The sequence below is a fragment of the Pseudomonas ulcerans genome (assembly GCF_036324125.1).
Taxonomy (GTDB): domain Bacteria; phylum Pseudomonadota; class Gammaproteobacteria; order Pseudomonadales; family Pseudomonadaceae; genus Aquipseudomonas; species Aquipseudomonas ulcerans.
Genome location: NZ_JAZDQN010000009.1, coordinates 132,204 through 147,852, shown reverse-complemented (window position 1 = coordinate 147,852; position 15,649 = coordinate 132,204). Strand labels below are relative to the sequence as shown.

The following is a 15,649-nucleotide window of genomic DNA, read 5'->3' as shown; positions in this document are numbered from 1 at the left end:
TGAGATGTCTACTCATGACTGAATCTGTCGATCACTTCCTCGCGCGTCTGAAACAGCGCGATCCTGCCCAACCCGAATTCCACCAGGCTGTCGAAGAAGTCCTGCGCAGCCTCTGGCCTTTCCTCGAAGCCAACCCGCACTACCTCGAAGCCGGCATCCTCGAACGCATGGTCGAGCCTGAGCGCGCGGTGCTGTTCCGTGTGTCCTGGGTCGATGACACGGGCAAGGTCCAGGTCAACCGCGGCTACCGCATCCAGATGAGCAGCGCCATCGGCCCGTACAAGGGCGGCCTGCGCTTCCACCCATCGGTAAACATCGGCGTGCTGAAATTCCTGGCCTTCGAGCAGGTGTTCAAGAACTCCCTGACCTCCCTGCCCATGGGCGGCGGCAAGGGCGGCTCCGACTTCGATCCGAAGGGCAAGAGCGACGCCGAAGTGATGCGCTTCTGCCAGGCCTTCATGAGCGAGCTGTACCGCCACATCGGTGCCGACCTCGACGTGCCGGCCGGTGATATCGGCGTGGGCGCCCGGGAAATCGGCTTCATGTTCGGCCAGTACAAGCGCCTGGCCAACCAGTTCACGTCGGTGCTGACCGGCAAAGGCATGAACTACGGCGGCAGCCTGATCCGTCCTGAAGCCACCGGCTACGGCTGCGTGTACTTCGCCGAGGAAATGCTCAAGCGCGAAGACAAGCGTATCGACGGCCGCCGCGTGGCCATCTCCGGCTCGGGCAACGTCGCCCAGTACGCCGCGCGCAAGGTCATGGACCTGGGCGGCAAGGTGATCTCGCTGTCCGACTCCGAAGGCACCCTGTTCGCCGAAGCCGGCCTGACCGATGCCCAGTGGGACGCGCTGATGGAGCTGAAGAACGTCAAGCGTGGTCGCCTGAGCGAGCTGGCCAGCCAGTTCGGCCTGGAGTTCCGTGCAGGCCAGCGCCCATGGAGCCTGCCGTGCGACATCGCGCTGCCATGCGCCACCCAGAACGAACTGGACCTGGACGATGCCCGCGCGTTGCTGGCCAATGGCTGCATCTGCGTGGCCGAAGGTGCCAACATGCCGACTACCCTGGAAGCGGTCGACCTGTTCATCGAAGCCGGCATCCTCTTCGCCCCGGGCAAGGCCTCCAACGCCGGCGGCGTTGCGGTCAGCGGCCTGGAAATGTCGCAGAACGCCATGCGCCTGCTGTGGACCGCCGGTGAAGTGGACAGCAAGCTGCACAACATCATGCAGTCGATCCACCATGCGTGCGTGCACTACGGCGAGGAAAACGGTCGTATCAACTACGTGAAAGGCGCCAACATCGCCGGCTTCGTCAAGGTTGCCGATGCCATGCTGGCGCAGGGCGTGGTTTAAGTTTCGGGCTCAGGCTCGATGGCGACGATTTCGATCACCTGATCGCCCGCCGGTCGTCGCCACACAACCTCGTCACCGGGTGCCGCTCCTAGCAGCGCCCGGCCCAACGGGGAACCCCAGTTGACCAGGCCGGCAGCGATGTCGGCCTGGTCTTCCCCCACCAGTTGCACCACATGCTGTCGGTCCTGCTCATCGACGTAGGTCACCCGGCTGCCGATCTGTACCTTGTCCCGTGACGTCGCCGCCGGTACCACCTGGGCGCTCTGCTGCCGTGCGCTGAAGTAGCGCAGGTCGCGTTCGGTGTCGGCCAGGGCCTGTTTGTCGGCCCGCTCACCCTGGGCGAGCAGTTCGCTGCGCAGGCGATTGAGATCGGCCACGCGCTGCTGCAAGGCGGCGAGGCCCGAGGCGGTGACGTAGTTGGGCTGGTCACTGACCTTGCGCTCGACCGGCTGGCTGGCCTGGGCGGCGGCCTGGTCCTCGTTGACGAATGCTCGGCTCATTGATGGTCTCCTTTGCCAGAAGACCATGCTGGCAGGTGCGCGGTTTCAGTGGATGCCCGATTGCGACCTTTTCAACGCCGATAGGCCCGCGCGGCGCCCTGGTCCTTTTCCTGCTGCCAGCGTTCTTCGCGTTCGTCCCAGTGGCGGTCGTAGTAACGCTGCTGGTCCTGGTTCTCGCGCATTGCTTGGCACTGGCGGAAGCCGTCGTCCCAGCCGGTTTCGTACTGGCGCTCGTGCAGGTAGCGCGGGACGTCCTTGCGGAACTCCCCGGCCATCACCCCGGCGGCCTGGCGGCCACTGCCGCAGCCGTCCTGGAAGCCATCGGCGTAGGCCGGTGGATAACCCCTCTCGATCAATTGCTGGTGGGTCGATTGACAACCCGCCAGGAACAGCACAGCCACTATCCAGTACCACCGCATCGCAAGACTCTCCGCATGATGGGGGGAAGTCTAGGAGGGGGATTGTCAGAGTGCCGTCAAAAGGCCGTGAAACTGTTGCAGAGATGCTGTAGGAGCGGGTGAACCCGCTCCCACACGGCCATCAATAGTGGTACCACTTCAATTCCAGCATCACCTCGTTCTGCGCCGTCGCCAACTGGCTGAACTCCCGTTTGGCACTCAACCGCAGCCCCAGGTTGTCACTCAGTTCCCACTGCTGGTTCAGGCTCAGGCTACGGCGCACCTCGCCATTGGTGAAGTAATCGCCCCTGGCCTCGACGCTCAGGTTGCCCAGCCCGTTGCGCCACAGCAAGCCGGTGTTGAATCCGGCCGCCGGCGCGATGAACTGGGCGAAGTCGTTGTGATGCTCGACCCGCACCGTACCCAGGGCAAAGCCGAGCATGTCGTCGCCCAGCGCCCAGGTCCCCCCGGCACCGCCGTTGACATGGCTGACCAGCACCTCGTCGCCGTGCTTGCCCGGCACTCGCTCCAGGCCACCGGCAACCTGCCATGACCAGGGCTTGAGCAGGTCGTTGCGCGGTGTCAGCGAGCGGATGGTTGCCAGGTCCAGGCGCTGCACCTGCCAGTCGTTGCCCTCGTACTGGCGCAGCTTGAGCTGGAGGATCTCGATCTGCGCGCCCAGCGGGAAGCCGTAGGCGTTGTCGTTGAGGTCGTGATAGGCCATGCGCAGGCCATATTCGGCGAAGGCGCGGTCTTCGCGAGTGCCGACGCCAAGCTGCCAGGTACGCGATTCATGGCCGTCCTCGGGCAGGCCGGGACGCTCGATGTCCAGTGGCGGCGGCGGGTTGCGGTTAATCGCCCGCAGCAGCTCGAAACTGCGTTTTGCCTGGGCTGGATCGCGTTCCTGGCCGGTGGCGCGGTAACGCTCCAGGCGATAGGCTGCGTCCTGCACCAGGGCCTGGCGTGGCGAGGGCAGGGCGGTGAATTCAGGGCTTTGCAGCCAGGCGGTATCGGCGGCCAGGGCCAGCACCTGTTGTTGCTCGCCCTTGTCCAGCGGCTCGGCGCGGGCCAGCAGTTCGCGTTCCCGTGACGGACGGTAGTCCACGCGCTCGACCAGCCCGGCGTGCTTCACCGCCTTGACCGTGTCGGTAGGGATCGCGGTGAGCGGGAAGTGCGAGGTCAGGTCCAGGCTCGGGCGCGCCACCTGGAGCAGTTCCAGCAGGCGGTAGGAGCAGTTTTCGTCGAAGAAGAAGTAGTCGAAGCGGATCTGCTTGAGCTCCCAGATATGCTCGACCATGCGCCCGGTTTCCTCGGGCGTGAGGTTCAGCCGGTACTCCCACAGGTCGCGGTTTTCCAGGCTGCGGTATTCGGAAAGTTTCTCCTGGTAGGGGACGAAGGCGAACAGGCCGGGATAACCGCCCATCAGGCCCTTCCAGGCGTAGAGAATGCTGTTGTCGTTACCTTCGATATAGGCACCGAAGTTGACCGCGTAGCTGAGCAGGGCGGTCTGGTTGCTCTGCACATCGGCCTGGTCGATGCGCAACAGGGTGTGGCCGAACATCGACGACGGGCTGTTCAGGTAGGCGGCGGGGAAGATCAGCACCGCGCTGTGCGGCGCCACGTCCTGGAACCAGCGGGTGTATTCGGCGCAGTCGGGGGCCGGCAGGTCGGTCAGTTGCAGTTGCTCGCGCAACCAGCGGGTGCGCGCCGGATAGACGCATTGGGCATGCTTGTCGCTCTTTCTGGCCGGCTCGTACAGGGCCTGCACCGTAGCTGCCAGTTCCCGTTCGGGATGGTGTGCGCCGTCTTCGGCAAGAAAGAACCGGTCGTCATCGACATAGCTGCGCCAGCCGCCCAGCTTGCCCGTCTCGTAATGACCGAGGGCGATCCAGTAGGGATCCGCGGCCAGCCGTTGCAGGCGCGATTCATCCATGAAAGGTGCCGCGTGCAGCGGGGCACAGGCACAGAGCGCCAGGTAGGCGAGGCGTTTGAGCATGTCGGGCAACTACTTCTCGATGAAACCGATGGGAATCAACAGCCCGCCCCTGGGCGGGGCGGGGTGACGCAACGTCAGGTTCAGGCCGGAGTGGCGTACTTGGCCAGGCGTGCGTCGGACTTGAGCACGGCGAGGGTGTTGGTGTGAACGTCTTCGGCGGTGGCGTCCGCGGTCTTGAAGATGTCCTGGAAGTGCTGGTGGGTGACAGCGGCGAAGTGCGCGCGGTCTTCAGGTGCCACACCGAGAACCACGGCGTAGGTGGTCAGGGCTTCGCCCTGGCCCTTGGCCATGTCTTCGGAGAGCTCGTTCATCATGCCGTTCATGGCAAACCAGGATTTGCCGCCGTAGGTCAGCGCAGCGTTGGTCGAGCAGCCGTTGGTGCCCGAGGTCATGCCGAAGGTGGCGTTGCCCGAGGTACCGTTGGTGGTGGAAGCGAGGAAGTGAGCGGGAGTGCCGCGTTGGCCTTCGAACAGCATGTTGCCCCAACCGCAGTCCGGACCGCCGGGCGCCTGGGCCATGGCGTTGATCGAAACCGCGGTGAACAGAGTACCCAGAAGAATCCGTTTCATAGCTTTGTTCTCTTTTTGATTTGCAAACCAAAGGTCAGGGTTGTCCGGCGTGCCTCGGGGGGACTGCCGGATCGGGTCCGGTTATCTACCCGGCCGCGCAGTGTAGAGTTTAGGCACGATCTTGCGGTTCCGTTGTTAATTGCGAAATATTGCTTTGACACGCGTGTCTCATCACGTTTTCGACGGTTGCAGGCAAATGCGCCAAGAGCCTTGCAACGCGGCTGTAGGCGGCGCCAGAATGCCCGCATCTGCCCCGCCGAAGTAAGGAAACCCGATGCCCGATCCTGTCGCTGCGAGCCTGCGTCTTGCGCCAGAAGCCCTGACCCGGCCGTTTTCCGCTGAACAGTTCGCTTTTTCCACAACCAATGATCTGGAGCCATTTCGCGGTGTGCTGGGCCAGGAACGTGCGGTAGAGGCCCTGCAGTTCGGCGTCGCCATGCCCCGTCCGGGCTACAACGTATTCGTCATGGGCGAGCCGGGCACCGGCCGCTTCTCCTTCGTCAAGCGCTACCTCAAGGCCGAGGGCAAGCGCCTGCACACCCCGTCCGACTGGGTCTACGTCAACAACTTCGACGAGCCGCGCGAGCCGCGCGCGGTAGAGCTGGCGCCAGGTAGCGCGAGCACCTTCATCGCCGATATCGGCGCCCTGATCGACAACCTGGTGGTGACCTTCCCGGCGGTCTTCGAACACCCCTCCTACCAGCAGAAGAAGAGCGCCATCGACCGTGCCTTCAACCAGCGCTATGACCGCGCCCTCGACGTGATCGAGCGCGCCTCGCTGGAGAAGGACGTGGCGCTGTACCGCGACAGCAGCAACGTCGCCTTCACCCCGATGAGCGATGGCAAGGCCCTCGACGAGGCCGAGTTCGCCCAGTTGCCGGAAGCCGAGCGCGAGCGCTTCCACAGCGATATCGCCGACCTTGAAGAGCGTCTCAACGAAGAACTGGCCAGCCTGCCGCAGTGGAAGCGCGAGTCGAACAACCAGTTGCGCCAGCTCAACGAGGAAACCATCACCCTGGCCCTGCAACCGCTGCTGGGCCCGCTGTCGGAAAAATATTCGGAGAACGCCGCTGTCTGCGCCTACCTGCAGGCCATGCAGGTGCATCTGCTGCGTACCGTCGTCGAGCAACTGGTGGACGACAGCAAGGTCGACGCGGTGGCGCGCAAGATGCTCGAAGAGCAGCTTTCGCCGAGCCTGGTCGTCGGCCATTCCGCCAGCGGCGGCGCGCCGGTGGTGTTCGAGCCGCACCCGACCTACGACAACCTGTTCGGCCGTATCGAATACAGCACCGACCAGGGCGCCCTGTACACCAACTATCGTCAGTTGCGCCCCGGCGCGCTGCATCGCGCCAATGGCGGTTTCCTGATCCTCGAAGCGGAGAAGATGCTCGGCGAGCCGTTCGTCTGGGATGCGCTCAAGCGTGCCCTGCAGTCGCGCAAGCTGAAGATGGAATCGCCGCTGGGCGAGCTGGGTCGCATCGCCACCGTGACCCTGACGCCGCAGATGATCCCGTTGCAGGTCAAGGTCGTGATCATCGGCGCGCGCCAGCTCTACTACGCGCTGCAAGACCATGATCCGGACTTCCAGGAGATGTTCCGCGTGCTGGTGGACTTCGACGAAGAGATCCCGATGCACGACGAGAGCCTGGAGCAGTTCGCCCAACTCCTGAAGACCCGCACCAGCGAGGAAGGCATGGCGCCGCTGACCGCCGATGCGGTGGCGCGCCTGGCAACCTACAGCGCGCGCCTGGCGGAAAACCAGAAGCGTCTGTCGGCGCGGATCGGCGACCTGTTCCAGCTGGTCAGCGAGGCCGACTTCATCCGCCACCTGGCCAACGACGAGATGACCGACGTCGGCCATATCGAACGTGCGCTCAAGGCCAAGGCCACCCGCACCGGGCGGGTGTCGGCTCGGATTCTCGACGACATGCTCGCCGGGATCATCCTCATCGACACCGAGGGCGCGGCGGTGGGCAAGTGCAACGGCCTGACCGTGCTGGAAGTGGGCGATTCGGCATTCGGCGTGCCGGCGCGGATTTCCGCCACGGTGTACCCGGGCGGCAGCGGCATCGTCGACATCGAGCGTGAGGTCAACCTCGGCCAGCCGATCCACTCCAAGGGCGTGATGATCCTCACCGGCTACCTCGGCAGCCGCTACGCCCAGGAATTCCCCCTGGCGATTTCCGCGAGCATCGCCCTTGAGCAGTCCTACGGCTATGTCGACGGCGACAGCGCTTCGCTGGGCGAGGCCTGCACGCTGATCTCCGCGCTGTCGAAGACCCCGCTCAAGCAGTGCTTCGCCATCACCGGCTCGATCAACCAGTTCGGCGAAGTGCAGGCGGTCGGTGGGGTCAACGAGAAGATCGAGGGCTTCTTCCGTCTCTGCGAGGCTCGCGGCCTGACCGGTGAGCAGGGGGCGATCATCCCGAAAGCCAACGTCTCCACCCTGATGCTCGACGAGCGGGTGCTGCAGGCCGTGCGCGCCGGGCAGTTCCATGTTTACGCCGTGAGCCAGGCCGACGAGGCCCTGAGCCTGCTGGTGGGCGAGCCCGCCGGCACGCCGGATGCCGATGGCCAGTTCCCCGAGGGAAGCGTCAACGCCCGGGTGGTGGAGCGGCTGCGGGTGATTGCCGAGATGATCAGCGAAGAGGACCTCAAGGAAGCCGAGAAAGATCAGGCCGAACAGGCACTTGCCGAGGTAAAACCGGCCTGACGCAATACTGGCGGGCGCCGTGATGGCACTACCATTCGGCGCCCGCTTGCCGCCGGTCGCTTGTGTCGGCCGGTTTTCTTCTATTCTTCAAAGCATGGATAGTCGTCGGTACAGGATGGAAACAGCCTTGTTCGAAGGCTGAACGAGATTCTTCCGAGGGTCGTCGCCATGCCGCGCAGCCTCAGCCTTACCCGTCAATGCCTGGGTCTGGTGACCCGCATCGAGTGCAGCATACGTCCGCTGGCCGGCGATACCGGTATGTGGACGCTGCTCTTCGCCGCCGGCATGGCTGGCGAACAACCTTCCGCGATCAAGGCCCAGGGGCCGTTCCACGGTCCTTCCGTCGCCGAATCGGTGCTTGATGCCATCGTCGACAGCCTGACCCTGCACGGCTACCAGTTGGCGGACGATCCGCAAATCTGGTGCGTGCACCTGCAGGCGCAACTGCGCCGGGTCAACGGTCACATTTCTCACTGAGCGCCGGGCTCCAAGCGCCTTCATCCGGCCTGCGGCAGCGCGTCGCGGGCTTTTTCCTACACGTTCGGCTGATATACTCCCGCCCGATTTTCCCCGCCTTCAGGTGACTAGCTCAATGGAACGCTTTATCGAAAATGCGATGTACGCCTCGCGCTGGCTGCTCGCACCGATCTACTTTGGATTGTCGCTGGGCTTGCTGGCGCTGGCGCTGAAGTTCTTCCAGGAGATCTTTCACGTCCTGCCGAACATCTTCAACCTGGCCGAGGCCGACCTGATCCTGGTAATCCTGTCGCTGATCGACATGGCCCTGGTAGGTGGCCTGCTGGTGATGGTGATGATCTCCGGCTACGAGAACTTCGTTTCGCAACTGGACATCGACGAGGACAAGGAAAAGCTCAACTGGCTGGGCAAGATGGACTCCTCGTCGCTGAAGATGAAGGTCGCGGCGTCGATCGTGGCGATTTCCTCGATCCACCTGCTGCGGGTGTTCATGGATGCGCAGAACATCTCCACCCAGTACCTGATGTGGTACGTGATCATTCACATGACCTTCGTGGTCTCGGCCTTTGCCATGGGTTACCTGGACAAGCTCACCAAGCACTGATTGGCTGTCCTGTCCGCGTCATCGAACCGCCCGTCCGTTGCCAAACGGACGGGCGGTTGCGTTTCTGCCTTGTGCTTTGGGCGTTGCTGTACAAAAAATGAACGGACGCCCGACTGTTCCCGCTGCGAGGTACTGCCATGAACCTGCACGAACTGAACGCCCAGGCCCGCACGGGCCACATCCAGGAAATCAACCTGATCGCCATCGAAGGTGGCGACTATCTGCTGGAAGCCCGCGCCCACGGCCACGTCCATGCCCTCACCGACACCCGTGGCGGGCGCCTGAAAGTGCATTCGGTGGAGGAGGCTCACCATCTACTCGACGGCCTGCCGAAACTGCCGCTGCACCTGGTGCACTGGTCGGTGCAGGACGAAATGTGCGGCATGCCCGACGTTCCCGAGGAAGACCTCAAGCTGCCGCTGTCCAGCCGTTCCGCCAGGTAGCTGATGCGCTTCGCTGCAGTGTGCTAGGCTGCTCGCCCTTTTCATGAAGGGCGCGGTTGTCAGTGCGCCCTGCTGCGGAGTAGATCAATGTCCGAACTCAACCTGTCCACCGATGAATCCCGCGTCAGCTACGGCATCGGCCGCCAACTGGGCGGTCAACTGCGCGACAACCCGCCACCGGGCGTCAGCCTGGAAGCCATCCTGGCTGGCCTGACCGACGCCTTCAATGGCGCCGAGAGCCGTGTCAGCGAGGCCGACCTGTCGGCCAGCTTCAAGGTCATCCGTGAAGTCATGCAGGCCGAGCAGGCCGCCAAGGCAGAAGCTGCTGCCGCTGCCGGCAAGGAATTCCTGGTCGAGAACGCCAAGCGCGAAGGCATCACCACCCTGGCTTCCGGCCTGCAGTTCGAAGTGCTGACCGCCGGTGAAGGCGCCAAGCCGACCCGTGAAGACAGCGTGCGTACCCACTACCACGGCACCCTGATCGACGGCACTGTCTTCGACAGCTCCTACGATCGTGGCCAGCCGGCCGAATTCCCGGTTGGCGGCGTGATTGCCGGCTGGACCGAAGCCCTGCAACTGATGAACGCCGGCAGCAAATGGCGCCTGTACGTGCCGAGCGAGCTGGCCTACGGCGCGCAAGGCGTTGGCAGCATCCCGCCGCACAGCGTGCTGGTGTTCGACGTCGAGTTGCTGGACGTTCTGTAAGGTACTGCCTTACATCGATGCTTGATCCGGCGTGGACCTGTGGGAGCGGGTTCACCCGCGATTACGGTGGTGAGTTCACCGTTGCAATCGCGGGTGAACCCGCTCCCCCAAGGGCCGCGTCGCTTGCATGATCAGCTAGAACCCCGTATGCGGGGTATTCGGGCGCAACGCCCGGGCATAGCAGAACAGGAACAGGTTCCTCACCAGTTCCTTGAGCACGATCGGCTCACTCGAATTCAATCCGTTCAGGTCCAGGTCTCCCTGGTCGCGCAGTTCGTCCAGTGCCGCTTGTTCGAGCACGGCACAGACTTCGCCGGTCTCGCGGTGGAGGATGCGCAGGTAAGGTTGCGGGCGGTCAAGCCAGGCGTCGATCAGATAAGTCATGGCTATTCTCCTTGAAAGCGTTCAGTGAGAATAATTCTTATTATCAGAATAGCAAGTGACAATTGGGAATAATTTGCATTTTCTGCCGAGGTGCGCGCCGATGTCGCAGCGCGCACCCGGAAATGGCGGGGGTCAGACCTTGCGGACGAACTCCGATTTCAGCTTCATCGGGCCGATGCCATCGATCTTGCAGTCGATGTCGTGGTCGCCATCGCACAGGCGGATGTTCTTGACCTTGGTGCCGACCTTGACCACCAGCGAGGTGCCCTTGACCTTCAGGTCCTTGATCACGGTGATGGTGTCGCCGTCCTGCAGGACGTTGCCCACCGCGTCCTTCTTCACCACGTCGTCATTGGCCGCCTCGGCTTCGCCGTTGGCCGACCACTCGTGGGCGCACTCGGGGCAGATCAGTTGAGCGCCGTCTTCATAGGTGTATTCGGAGTTGCATTTGGGGCAGGGTGGCAAGGTGCTCACTAAGTTTCCTCGGGGTGTGCGTGCAGAAAGCCCACATTGTATAGGGTTTTGCCCTGTAGAGGAAAAGCGGGCCCGTCGAGCGACGGGCCGGGAGGGGTCTGTCAGTGGGTGCGGGCGACCGCGAATTCGCTGAGCTCCACCAGCGCGTCGCGGTATTCGCTGGCTGGCAGCACTTCGAGGCAGGCGATGGCGCGGGCCACGTAGTCGCGGGCCAGGTTGGCGGTGTAGTCCAGCGAGCCGGAGGCTTCCACGGCTTCGCGGATGCGCTCCAGGTCCTCGATCCCGCCTTTCTGGATCGCCTGGCGCACCAGGGCGGCCTGTTCCGGGGTACCCTCGCGCATGGTGTAGATCAGCGGCAGGGTCGGCTTGCCCTCGGCGAGGTCGTCGCCGACGTTCTTGCCCAGGGTCTGCGCGTCGCCCTTGTAGTCCAGCAGGTCGTCGACCAGCTGGAAGGCCACGCCCAGGTGGTCGCCGAAGGTGCGCAGGGCCTCGCGCTGCTCGTCGCTGGCATTGGCCAGGGCGGCGGCGCTGTGGGTCGAGGCCTCGAATAGCATCGCGGTCTTGCCGCGGATGACGTCCATGTAGATCTCTTCGGTGGTGCTGGCGTCGCGAATCCGCGACAGCTGCAGCACTTCGCCTTCGGCGATGACCCGGGTGGCCTTGGAGAGGATCTGCATGACCGGCATCGAGCCCAGCTCGACCATCATTTCGAACGAGCGGGAATAAAGGAAGTCGCCCACCAGTACGCTCGGCGCGTTGCCCCACAGGGCGTTGGCAGTGGAACGGCCACGGCGCATGCCGGACATGTCGACCACGTCGTCGTGCAGCAGGGTGGCGGTGTGCAGGAATTCGATGGTGGCGGCGAGCAGGCGCAGGTCGTCGCCTTCACGGCCCAGGGCCTTGCCGCAGAGCAGGACCAGCAGCGGGCGCAGACGCTTGCCGCCAGCCGAGGTAATGTAGTCGCCGATTTTCGATACCAGCGGAACGCGGGAAGTCAGCTGTTTCTTGATGATCTCGTCAACGGCGCTGAAATCGTCCGCTACTGCGCGGTAGAAAGCTTGGGGTTGCATCGGCCACAGGTGCTCCATAGAGGTTGCGCGGCATGCTAGGTCGCGGGTCCCGGCGTGTCAAGGCGCCCGGCCCGGCGGGTCTGGGCGCCACTTGCAAGGGCCGGATGGCTTGCGTACAATCGCGCACCCTACTTCCTGGGCAGCACCTGCCTTACGCAATTGCACCGGGCCGTTCCAGCCTCGTGCAGCCATGCCAGCCAATACTCTTCCTATAAAGCGCTGGGTGAGCAGGATTATCGGAGAAATACCATGTCTTACGCAGTAATTGTTACCGGTGGCAAGCAGTACAAAGTCGCCGAAGGTGAATACCTGAAGATCGAAAAACTGGAAGTCGCCACTGGCGAATCCGTTACTTTCGACCGCGTTCTGCTGGTCGCCAATGGCGACGACGTAAACATCGGCGCTCCAGTCGTTGCTGGTGCCAAGGTTGTCGCTGAAGTGATCTCCCAAGGTCGTCACGACAAAGTGCGCATCATCAAGTTCCGCCGCCGTAAGCACCACATGAAGCGCATGGGCCACCGCCAGTGGTTCACCGAGATCAAAATCACCGGTATTCAGGCTTAATACCAGCCTAATCCCCCTTCAGGAGAATTGAACTCATGGCACACAAAAAAGCTGGTGGTAGTACCCGCAACGGTCGCGACTCAGAAGCCAAACGCCTTGGCGTGAAGATGTATGGCGGCCAGGCTATCGTTCCAGGCAACATCATCGTCCGCCAACGCGGCACCCAGTTCCACGCCGGCTACGGCGTTGGCATGGGCAAGGATCACACCCTGTTCGCCAAGATCGCGGGTAAGATCAAGTTCGAAGTAAAAGGCGCCTTCGGTCGTCGTTACGTGAGCGTTGTCGCCGAGTAATCGCGCGCACGCTGGAAGAGCCCTGTCTTGCGACGGGGCTTTTTCGTTTTTGGAGTGAGTCTCTTGCAAAGCTGTCCGCTTGGGCTGCCGGCGCTGTATTCGCATGACGGGAGTCGCCGCGCTCATTTTTGCAAGAGCCTTACGTTATCTGGTCACTCAGCTCGTCCATCCGACGAGAGGCGGTTTTGAATGAAGTTTGTTGACGAAGTATCGATCCGGGTCAAAGCCGGTGATGGCGGGAACGGTTGCATGGCCTTCCGCCGCGAAAAATTCATCGAGAACGGTGGTCCCAACGGCGGTGACGGTGGTGATGGCGGCTCGATCTACATGGTCGCCGACGAAAACCTCAACACCCTGGTCGACTACCGCTATACCCGTCATTTCGAAGCCGAGCGCGGCGCCAACGGTGGCAGCACCGACTGCACCGGCAAGAAGGGTGAAGACCTGATCCTGCGGGTTCCGGTCGGTACCACCGTGATCGACGCCAGCACCCAGGAAATCATCGGCGACCTGGTCAAGGCTGGCCAGAAACTGATGGTGGTGCAGGGCGGCTGGCACGGCCTGGGCAACACCCGCTTCAAATCCAGTACCAACCGCGCGCCACGCCAGACAACCCCAGGCAAGCCGGGCGAGCAGCGTGACCTCAAGCTGGAAATGAAGGTCCTCGCCGACGTCGGCCTGCTGGGCCTGCCGAATGCCGGCAAGAGCACCTTCATCCGCGCCGTCTCGGCCGCCAAGCCGAAGGTTGCCGACTACCCGTTCACCACCTTGGTGCCGAACCTCGGCGTGGTCAGCGTCGACCGCTGGAAGAGCTTCGTAATCGCCGACATTCCCGGCCTGATCGAAGGTGCTTCCGACGGTGCCGGCCTGGGTATCCGCTTCCTCAAGCACCTGGCGCGCACCCGCGTGCTGCTGCACCTGGTCGACCTGGCGCCGCTGGACGAAAGCAGCCCGGCCGATGCCGCCGAAGTGATCGTCAACGAACTGGAGCGCTTCAGCCCGTCGCTGTGCGAGCGCGAGCGTTGGCTGGTGCTGAACAAGTCGGACATGATCCCGGAAGACGAGCGCGAAGCGCGGGTCAAGGAAGTGGTCGATCGCCTGCAGTGGGAAGGCCCGGTCTACCTGATCTCGGCCATCTCCCGCCAGGGCACCGAACAGATCAGCCACGACCTGATGCGTTACCTCGAAGACCGCGCCGACCGCCTGGCGGCCGACCCGGCCTACGCCGCGGAACTGGCCGACCTCGACCAGCGCATCGAAGACGAAGCCCGCGCCCAGCTGCAGGCCCTCGACGACGCCCGCACCCTGCGCCGCACCGGCGTCAAGAGCGTGGCCGATGCCAGCGATGACGACGATGACTTCTGGGGCGACGAGGACGACGAAGACGGTCCGGAAATCATTTACGTGCGCGACTGATCCGTTGCAGTACACTGAACGCCGCTTTTTCAAGCGGCGTTTTGTTATCTACAGAATCTACAGAATCCACACAGATCGATAGGTTGGAAGAAGATGCGGAGCAAGGTGACAGGTGCCCAGCGCTGGGTCGTGAAGATTGGCAGTGCCCTGCTGACGGCAGATGGCAAGGGCCTGGATCGCGCGGCCATGGGTGTCTGGGTCGAGCAGATGGTGGCCCTGCGTGAAGCGGGCGTCGAGTTGGTGCTGGTCTCCTCGGGGGCCGTGGCTGCCGGCATGAGCCGTCTGGGCTGGACCAAGCGACCGAGTGCGATGAACGAGCTGCAGGCCGCCGCATCCATCGGCCAGATGGGCCTGGTGCAAGCCTGGGAGTCGAGCTTCGCCGAGCACGGCAAGCACACTGCGCAGATTCTCCTGACCCACGACGACCTCTCCGACCGCAAGCGTTACCTCAACGCCCGCAGCACCCTGCGCACCCTGGTGGAACTGGGCGTGGTGCCGGTGATCAACGAGAACGACACCGTGGTCACCGACGAGATCCGCTTCGGCGACAACGACACCCTGGCGGCCCTGGTGGCCAACCTGGTCGAGGCCGACCTTCTGGTGATCCTCACCGACCGTGACGGCATGTTCGACGCCGACCCGCGCAACAACCCCGAGGCCCAGCTGATCTACGAAGCCCGTGCCGACGATCCGGCCCTGGACGCCGTGGCCGGCGGTACCGGCGGCGCGCTGGGCCGTGGCGGCATGCAGACCAAGCTGCGCGCGGCGCGCCTGGCGGCTCGTTCCGGTGCCCACACCATCATCATCGGCGGGCGTATCGAGCGCGTGCTCGACCGTCTCAAGGCCGGCGAGCGCATCGGTACCCTGCTGTCGCCCGAGCGCGGCATGCTGGCGGCGCGCAAGCAGTGGCTGGCGGGCCACCTGCAGACCCGCGGCACCCTGGTGCTCGACGCCGGTGCCGTTCAGGCGCTGCGCGAAGCCAACAAGAGCCTGCTGCCGGTGGGCGTGAAGACCGTGCAGGGCAGCTTCCGTCGTGGCGAGATGGTGGTCTGCGTCGGCCCGGATGGTGTCGAAGTCGCCCGCGGCCTGGCCAACTACAGCGCGCTGGAAGCGCAGAAGATCATCGGCCAGCCGTCTGACGCCATCGAGAATCTGCTGGGCTACAGCGCCGAGCCGGAGCTGGTGCACCGCGACAACCTGATTCTGGTGTGAGGAGCGTGACTGTGTTCAAGGGACTGTTTGCCGCCGCCCTGCTGGCGATGCCGGTGCTGGCTTCGGCGGAAGTGGTGGGTGAGGTTTCCACCGTGTTCAAGGTCTTCGGACCGAACGACAAGATCGTTGTCGAAGCCTTCGACGATCCCAAGGTCTCGGGCGTGACCTGCTACCTGTCGCGGGCCAAGACCGGCGGTGTGAAGGGCGGCCTGGGCCTGGCCGAAGACCGTGCCGAGGCGTCCATCGCCTGCCGTCAGGTCGGGCCGATCGAGTTCACGGGTACGCTCAAGGATGGCGAGGAAGTGTTCAAGGAACGCACCTCGCTGGTGTTCAAGACCATGCAGGTGGTGCGCTTCCTCGACAAGAAGCGCAACACTCTGGTTTACCTGGTGTACAGCGACCGGATCATCGAAGGCAGCCCGCAGAATGCGGTGACGGCGATTCCGATCCTGCCTTGGGCCAAATAGCTTCTGTCGAGT

18 protein-coding genes are annotated in these 15,649 nt (G+C 63.6%); 11 read left to right on the top strand and 7 right to left on the bottom strand.

Annotated features, from left to right (window positions below; all coding sequences use genetic code 11):
- The first annotated feature begins 14 nt into the window (after positions 1–14).
- Entirely contained in the window at positions 15–1,352 is a 1,338-nt protein-coding gene (gene gdhA / locus V0R59_RS11250; RefSeq protein WP_330073918.1) for an NADP-specific glutamate dehydrogenase, read from the top strand.
- Here gdhA and V0R59_RS11245 read toward each other — a convergent pair.
- From V0R59_RS11245 to V0R59_RS11230, 4 genes are all read right to left on the bottom strand, one after another.
- Entirely contained in the window at positions 1,349–1,852 is a 504-nt protein-coding gene (locus V0R59_RS11245) for a GreA/GreB family elongation factor (protein ID WP_330073917.1), read from the bottom strand. The two genes, gdhA and V0R59_RS11245, sit on opposite strands and share 4 nt — an antisense overlap.
- Positions 1,853–1,923: 71 nt before the next feature.
- Positions 1,924–2,271 carry a hypothetical protein gene (locus tag V0R59_RS11240; RefSeq protein ID WP_330073916.1) on the bottom strand — a complete coding sequence of 116 codons (348 nt, stop codon included), beginning with the start codon at positions 2,269–2,271 and terminating at the stop codon, positions 1,924–1,926.
- A 121-nt stretch (positions 2,272–2,392) separates the two neighbouring features.
- Positions 2,393–4,246, bottom strand: coding sequence for an Lnb N-terminal periplasmic domain-containing protein (locus V0R59_RS11235; protein WP_330073915.1), 1,854 nt, complete (start codon positions 4,244–4,246; stop codon positions 2,393–2,395).
- 80 nt (positions 4,247–4,326) lie between these two features.
- Entirely contained in the window at positions 4,327–4,815 is a 489-nt protein-coding gene (locus tag V0R59_RS11230) for a DUF3015 domain-containing protein (protein WP_330073914.1), read from the bottom strand.
- Positions 4,816–5,089: 274 nt separating this feature from the next.
- Between V0R59_RS11230 and V0R59_RS11225 the strand changes: the two genes are divergently transcribed.
- The 5 genes from V0R59_RS11225 (at position 5,090) to V0R59_RS11205 (ending at position 9,757) form a co-directional block, all read left to right on the top strand.
- On the top strand, positions 5,090–7,528 hold the full coding sequence (locus V0R59_RS11225; protein ID WP_330073913.1) for a Lon protease family protein: 2,439 nt from the start codon (positions 5,090–5,092) through the stop codon (positions 7,526–7,528).
- Between the two features lie 168 nt (positions 7,529–7,696).
- Complete coding sequence (locus V0R59_RS11220) at positions 7,697–8,005, top strand: PA4575 family protein (RefSeq protein ID WP_330073912.1); 309 nt, start codon at positions 7,697–7,699, stop codon at positions 8,003–8,005.
- A 115-nt stretch (positions 8,006–8,120) separates the two neighbouring features.
- Positions 8,121–8,609: a TIGR00645 family protein gene (locus V0R59_RS11215; protein ID WP_330073911.1), complete on the top strand. Its 489-nt coding sequence runs from the start codon at positions 8,121–8,123 to the stop codon at positions 8,607–8,609.
- Between the two features lie 137 nt (positions 8,610–8,746).
- The gene (locus tag V0R59_RS11210) at positions 8,747–9,052 is read left to right on the top strand and encodes a DUF6482 family protein (protein WP_330073910.1); all 306 of its coding nucleotides are present in this window, start codon (positions 8,747–8,749) and stop codon (positions 9,050–9,052) included.
- A gap of 87 nt (positions 9,053–9,139) precedes the next feature.
- Positions 9,140–9,757, top strand: a complete 618-nt coding sequence (locus V0R59_RS11205; protein ID WP_330073909.1) for an FKBP-type peptidyl-prolyl cis-trans isomerase — start codon at positions 9,140–9,142, stop codon at positions 9,755–9,757.
- 135 nt (positions 9,758–9,892) lie between these two features.
- Here the strand turns inward: V0R59_RS11205 and V0R59_RS11200 are convergent, their stop codons facing one another.
- From V0R59_RS11200 to V0R59_RS11190, 3 genes are all read right to left on the bottom strand, one after another.
- The gene (locus tag V0R59_RS11200) at positions 9,893–10,141 is read right to left on the bottom strand and encodes a PA4570 family protein (RefSeq protein WP_330073908.1); all 249 of its coding nucleotides are present in this window, start codon (positions 10,139–10,141) and stop codon (positions 9,893–9,895) included.
- 132 nt (positions 10,142–10,273) lie between these two features.
- Positions 10,274–10,615: a zinc ribbon domain-containing protein YjdM gene (locus V0R59_RS11195; RefSeq protein WP_316921428.1), complete on the bottom strand. Its 342-nt coding sequence runs from the start codon at positions 10,613–10,615 to the stop codon at positions 10,274–10,276.
- A gap of 101 nt (positions 10,616–10,716) precedes the next feature.
- Positions 10,717–11,685 (bottom strand): polyprenyl synthetase family protein, encoded by a 969-nt coding sequence (locus tag V0R59_RS11190; RefSeq protein WP_330073907.1) that lies wholly within the window; start codon positions 11,683–11,685, stop codon positions 10,717–10,719.
- A 249-nt stretch (positions 11,686–11,934) separates the two neighbouring features.
- Here V0R59_RS11190 and rplU point away from each other — a divergent pair, with 249 nt between their 5' ends.
- The 5 genes from rplU to V0R59_RS11165 all read left to right on the top strand — a co-directional run bounded on the left by rplU (position 11,935) and on the right by V0R59_RS11165 (position 15,637).
- A complete protein-coding gene (gene rplU, locus V0R59_RS11185; RefSeq protein ID WP_009398990.1) occupies positions 11,935–12,249 on the top strand; it encodes a 50S ribosomal protein L21 in 315 nt (104 codons plus the stop codon).
- A gap of 35 nt (positions 12,250–12,284) precedes the next feature.
- Complete coding sequence (gene rpmA / locus V0R59_RS11180) at positions 12,285–12,542, top strand: 50S ribosomal protein L27 (RefSeq protein ID WP_009398991.1); 258 nt, start codon at positions 12,285–12,287, stop codon at positions 12,540–12,542.
- 189 nt (positions 12,543–12,731) lie between these two features.
- The gene (cgtA, locus tag V0R59_RS11175; protein WP_330073906.1) at positions 12,732–13,958 is read left to right on the top strand and encodes an Obg family GTPase CgtA; all 1,227 of its coding nucleotides are present in this window, start codon (positions 12,732–12,734) and stop codon (positions 13,956–13,958) included.
- Positions 13,959–14,051: 93 nt separating this feature from the next.
- Positions 14,052–15,170, top strand: a complete 1,119-nt coding sequence (proB, locus tag V0R59_RS11170) for a glutamate 5-kinase (protein WP_330073905.1) — start codon at positions 14,052–14,054, stop codon at positions 15,168–15,170.
- 47 nt (positions 15,171–15,217) lie between these two features.
- Positions 15,218–15,637 carry a CreA family protein gene (locus V0R59_RS11165; RefSeq protein ID WP_330073965.1) on the top strand — a complete coding sequence of 140 codons (420 nt, stop codon included), beginning with the start codon at positions 15,218–15,220 and terminating at the stop codon, positions 15,635–15,637.
- The last annotated feature ends 12 nt before the right edge of the window (positions 15,638–15,649 follow it).

Excerpts from the sequence above, each read along its gene's own strand:
- gdhA (WP_330073918.1), top strand. The coding sequence starts at position 15 with ATGACTGAATCTGTCGATCACTTCCTCGCGCGTCTGAAACAGCGCGAT.
- V0R59_RS11245 (WP_330073917.1), bottom strand. The coding sequence starts at position 1,852 with ATGAGCCGAGCATTCGTCAACGAGGACCAGGCCGCCGCCCAGGCCAGC.
- V0R59_RS11240 (WP_330073916.1), bottom strand. The coding sequence starts at position 2,271 with ATGCGGTGGTACTGGATAGTGGCTGTGCTGTTCCTGGCGGGTTGTCAA.
- V0R59_RS11235 (WP_330073915.1), bottom strand. The coding sequence starts at position 4,246 with ATGCTCAAACGCCTCGCCTACCTGGCGCTCTGTGCCTGTGCCCCGCTG.
- V0R59_RS11230 (WP_330073914.1), bottom strand. The coding sequence starts at position 4,815 with ATGAAACGGATTCTTCTGGGTACTCTGTTCACCGCGGTTTCGATCAAC.
- V0R59_RS11225 (WP_330073913.1), top strand. The coding sequence starts at position 5,090 with ATGCCCGATCCTGTCGCTGCGAGCCTGCGTCTTGCGCCAGAAGCCCTG.
- V0R59_RS11220 (WP_330073912.1), top strand. The coding sequence starts at position 7,697 with ATGCCGCGCAGCCTCAGCCTTACCCGTCAATGCCTGGGTCTGGTGACC.
- V0R59_RS11215 (WP_330073911.1), top strand. The coding sequence starts at position 8,121 with ATGGAACGCTTTATCGAAAATGCGATGTACGCCTCGCGCTGGCTGCTC.
- V0R59_RS11210 (WP_330073910.1), top strand. The coding sequence starts at position 8,747 with ATGAACCTGCACGAACTGAACGCCCAGGCCCGCACGGGCCACATCCAG.
- V0R59_RS11205 (WP_330073909.1), top strand. The coding sequence starts at position 9,140 with ATGTCCGAACTCAACCTGTCCACCGATGAATCCCGCGTCAGCTACGGC.
- V0R59_RS11200 (WP_330073908.1), bottom strand. The coding sequence starts at position 10,141 with ATGACTTATCTGATCGACGCCTGGCTTGACCGCCCGCAACCTTACCTG.
- V0R59_RS11190 (WP_330073907.1), bottom strand. The coding sequence starts at position 11,685 with ATGCAACCCCAAGCTTTCTACCGCGCAGTAGCGGACGATTTCAGCGCC.
- rplU (WP_009398990.1), top strand. The coding sequence starts at position 11,935 with ATGTCTTACGCAGTAATTGTTACCGGTGGCAAGCAGTACAAAGTCGCC.
- rpmA (WP_009398991.1), top strand. The coding sequence starts at position 12,285 with ATGGCACACAAAAAAGCTGGTGGTAGTACCCGCAACGGTCGCGACTCA.
- cgtA (WP_330073906.1), top strand. The coding sequence starts at position 12,732 with ATGAAGTTTGTTGACGAAGTATCGATCCGGGTCAAAGCCGGTGATGGC.
- proB (WP_330073905.1), top strand. The coding sequence starts at position 14,052 with ATGCGGAGCAAGGTGACAGGTGCCCAGCGCTGGGTCGTGAAGATTGGC.
- V0R59_RS11165 (WP_330073965.1), top strand. The coding sequence starts at position 15,218 with ATGCCGGTGCTGGCTTCGGCGGAAGTGGTGGGTGAGGTTTCCACCGTG.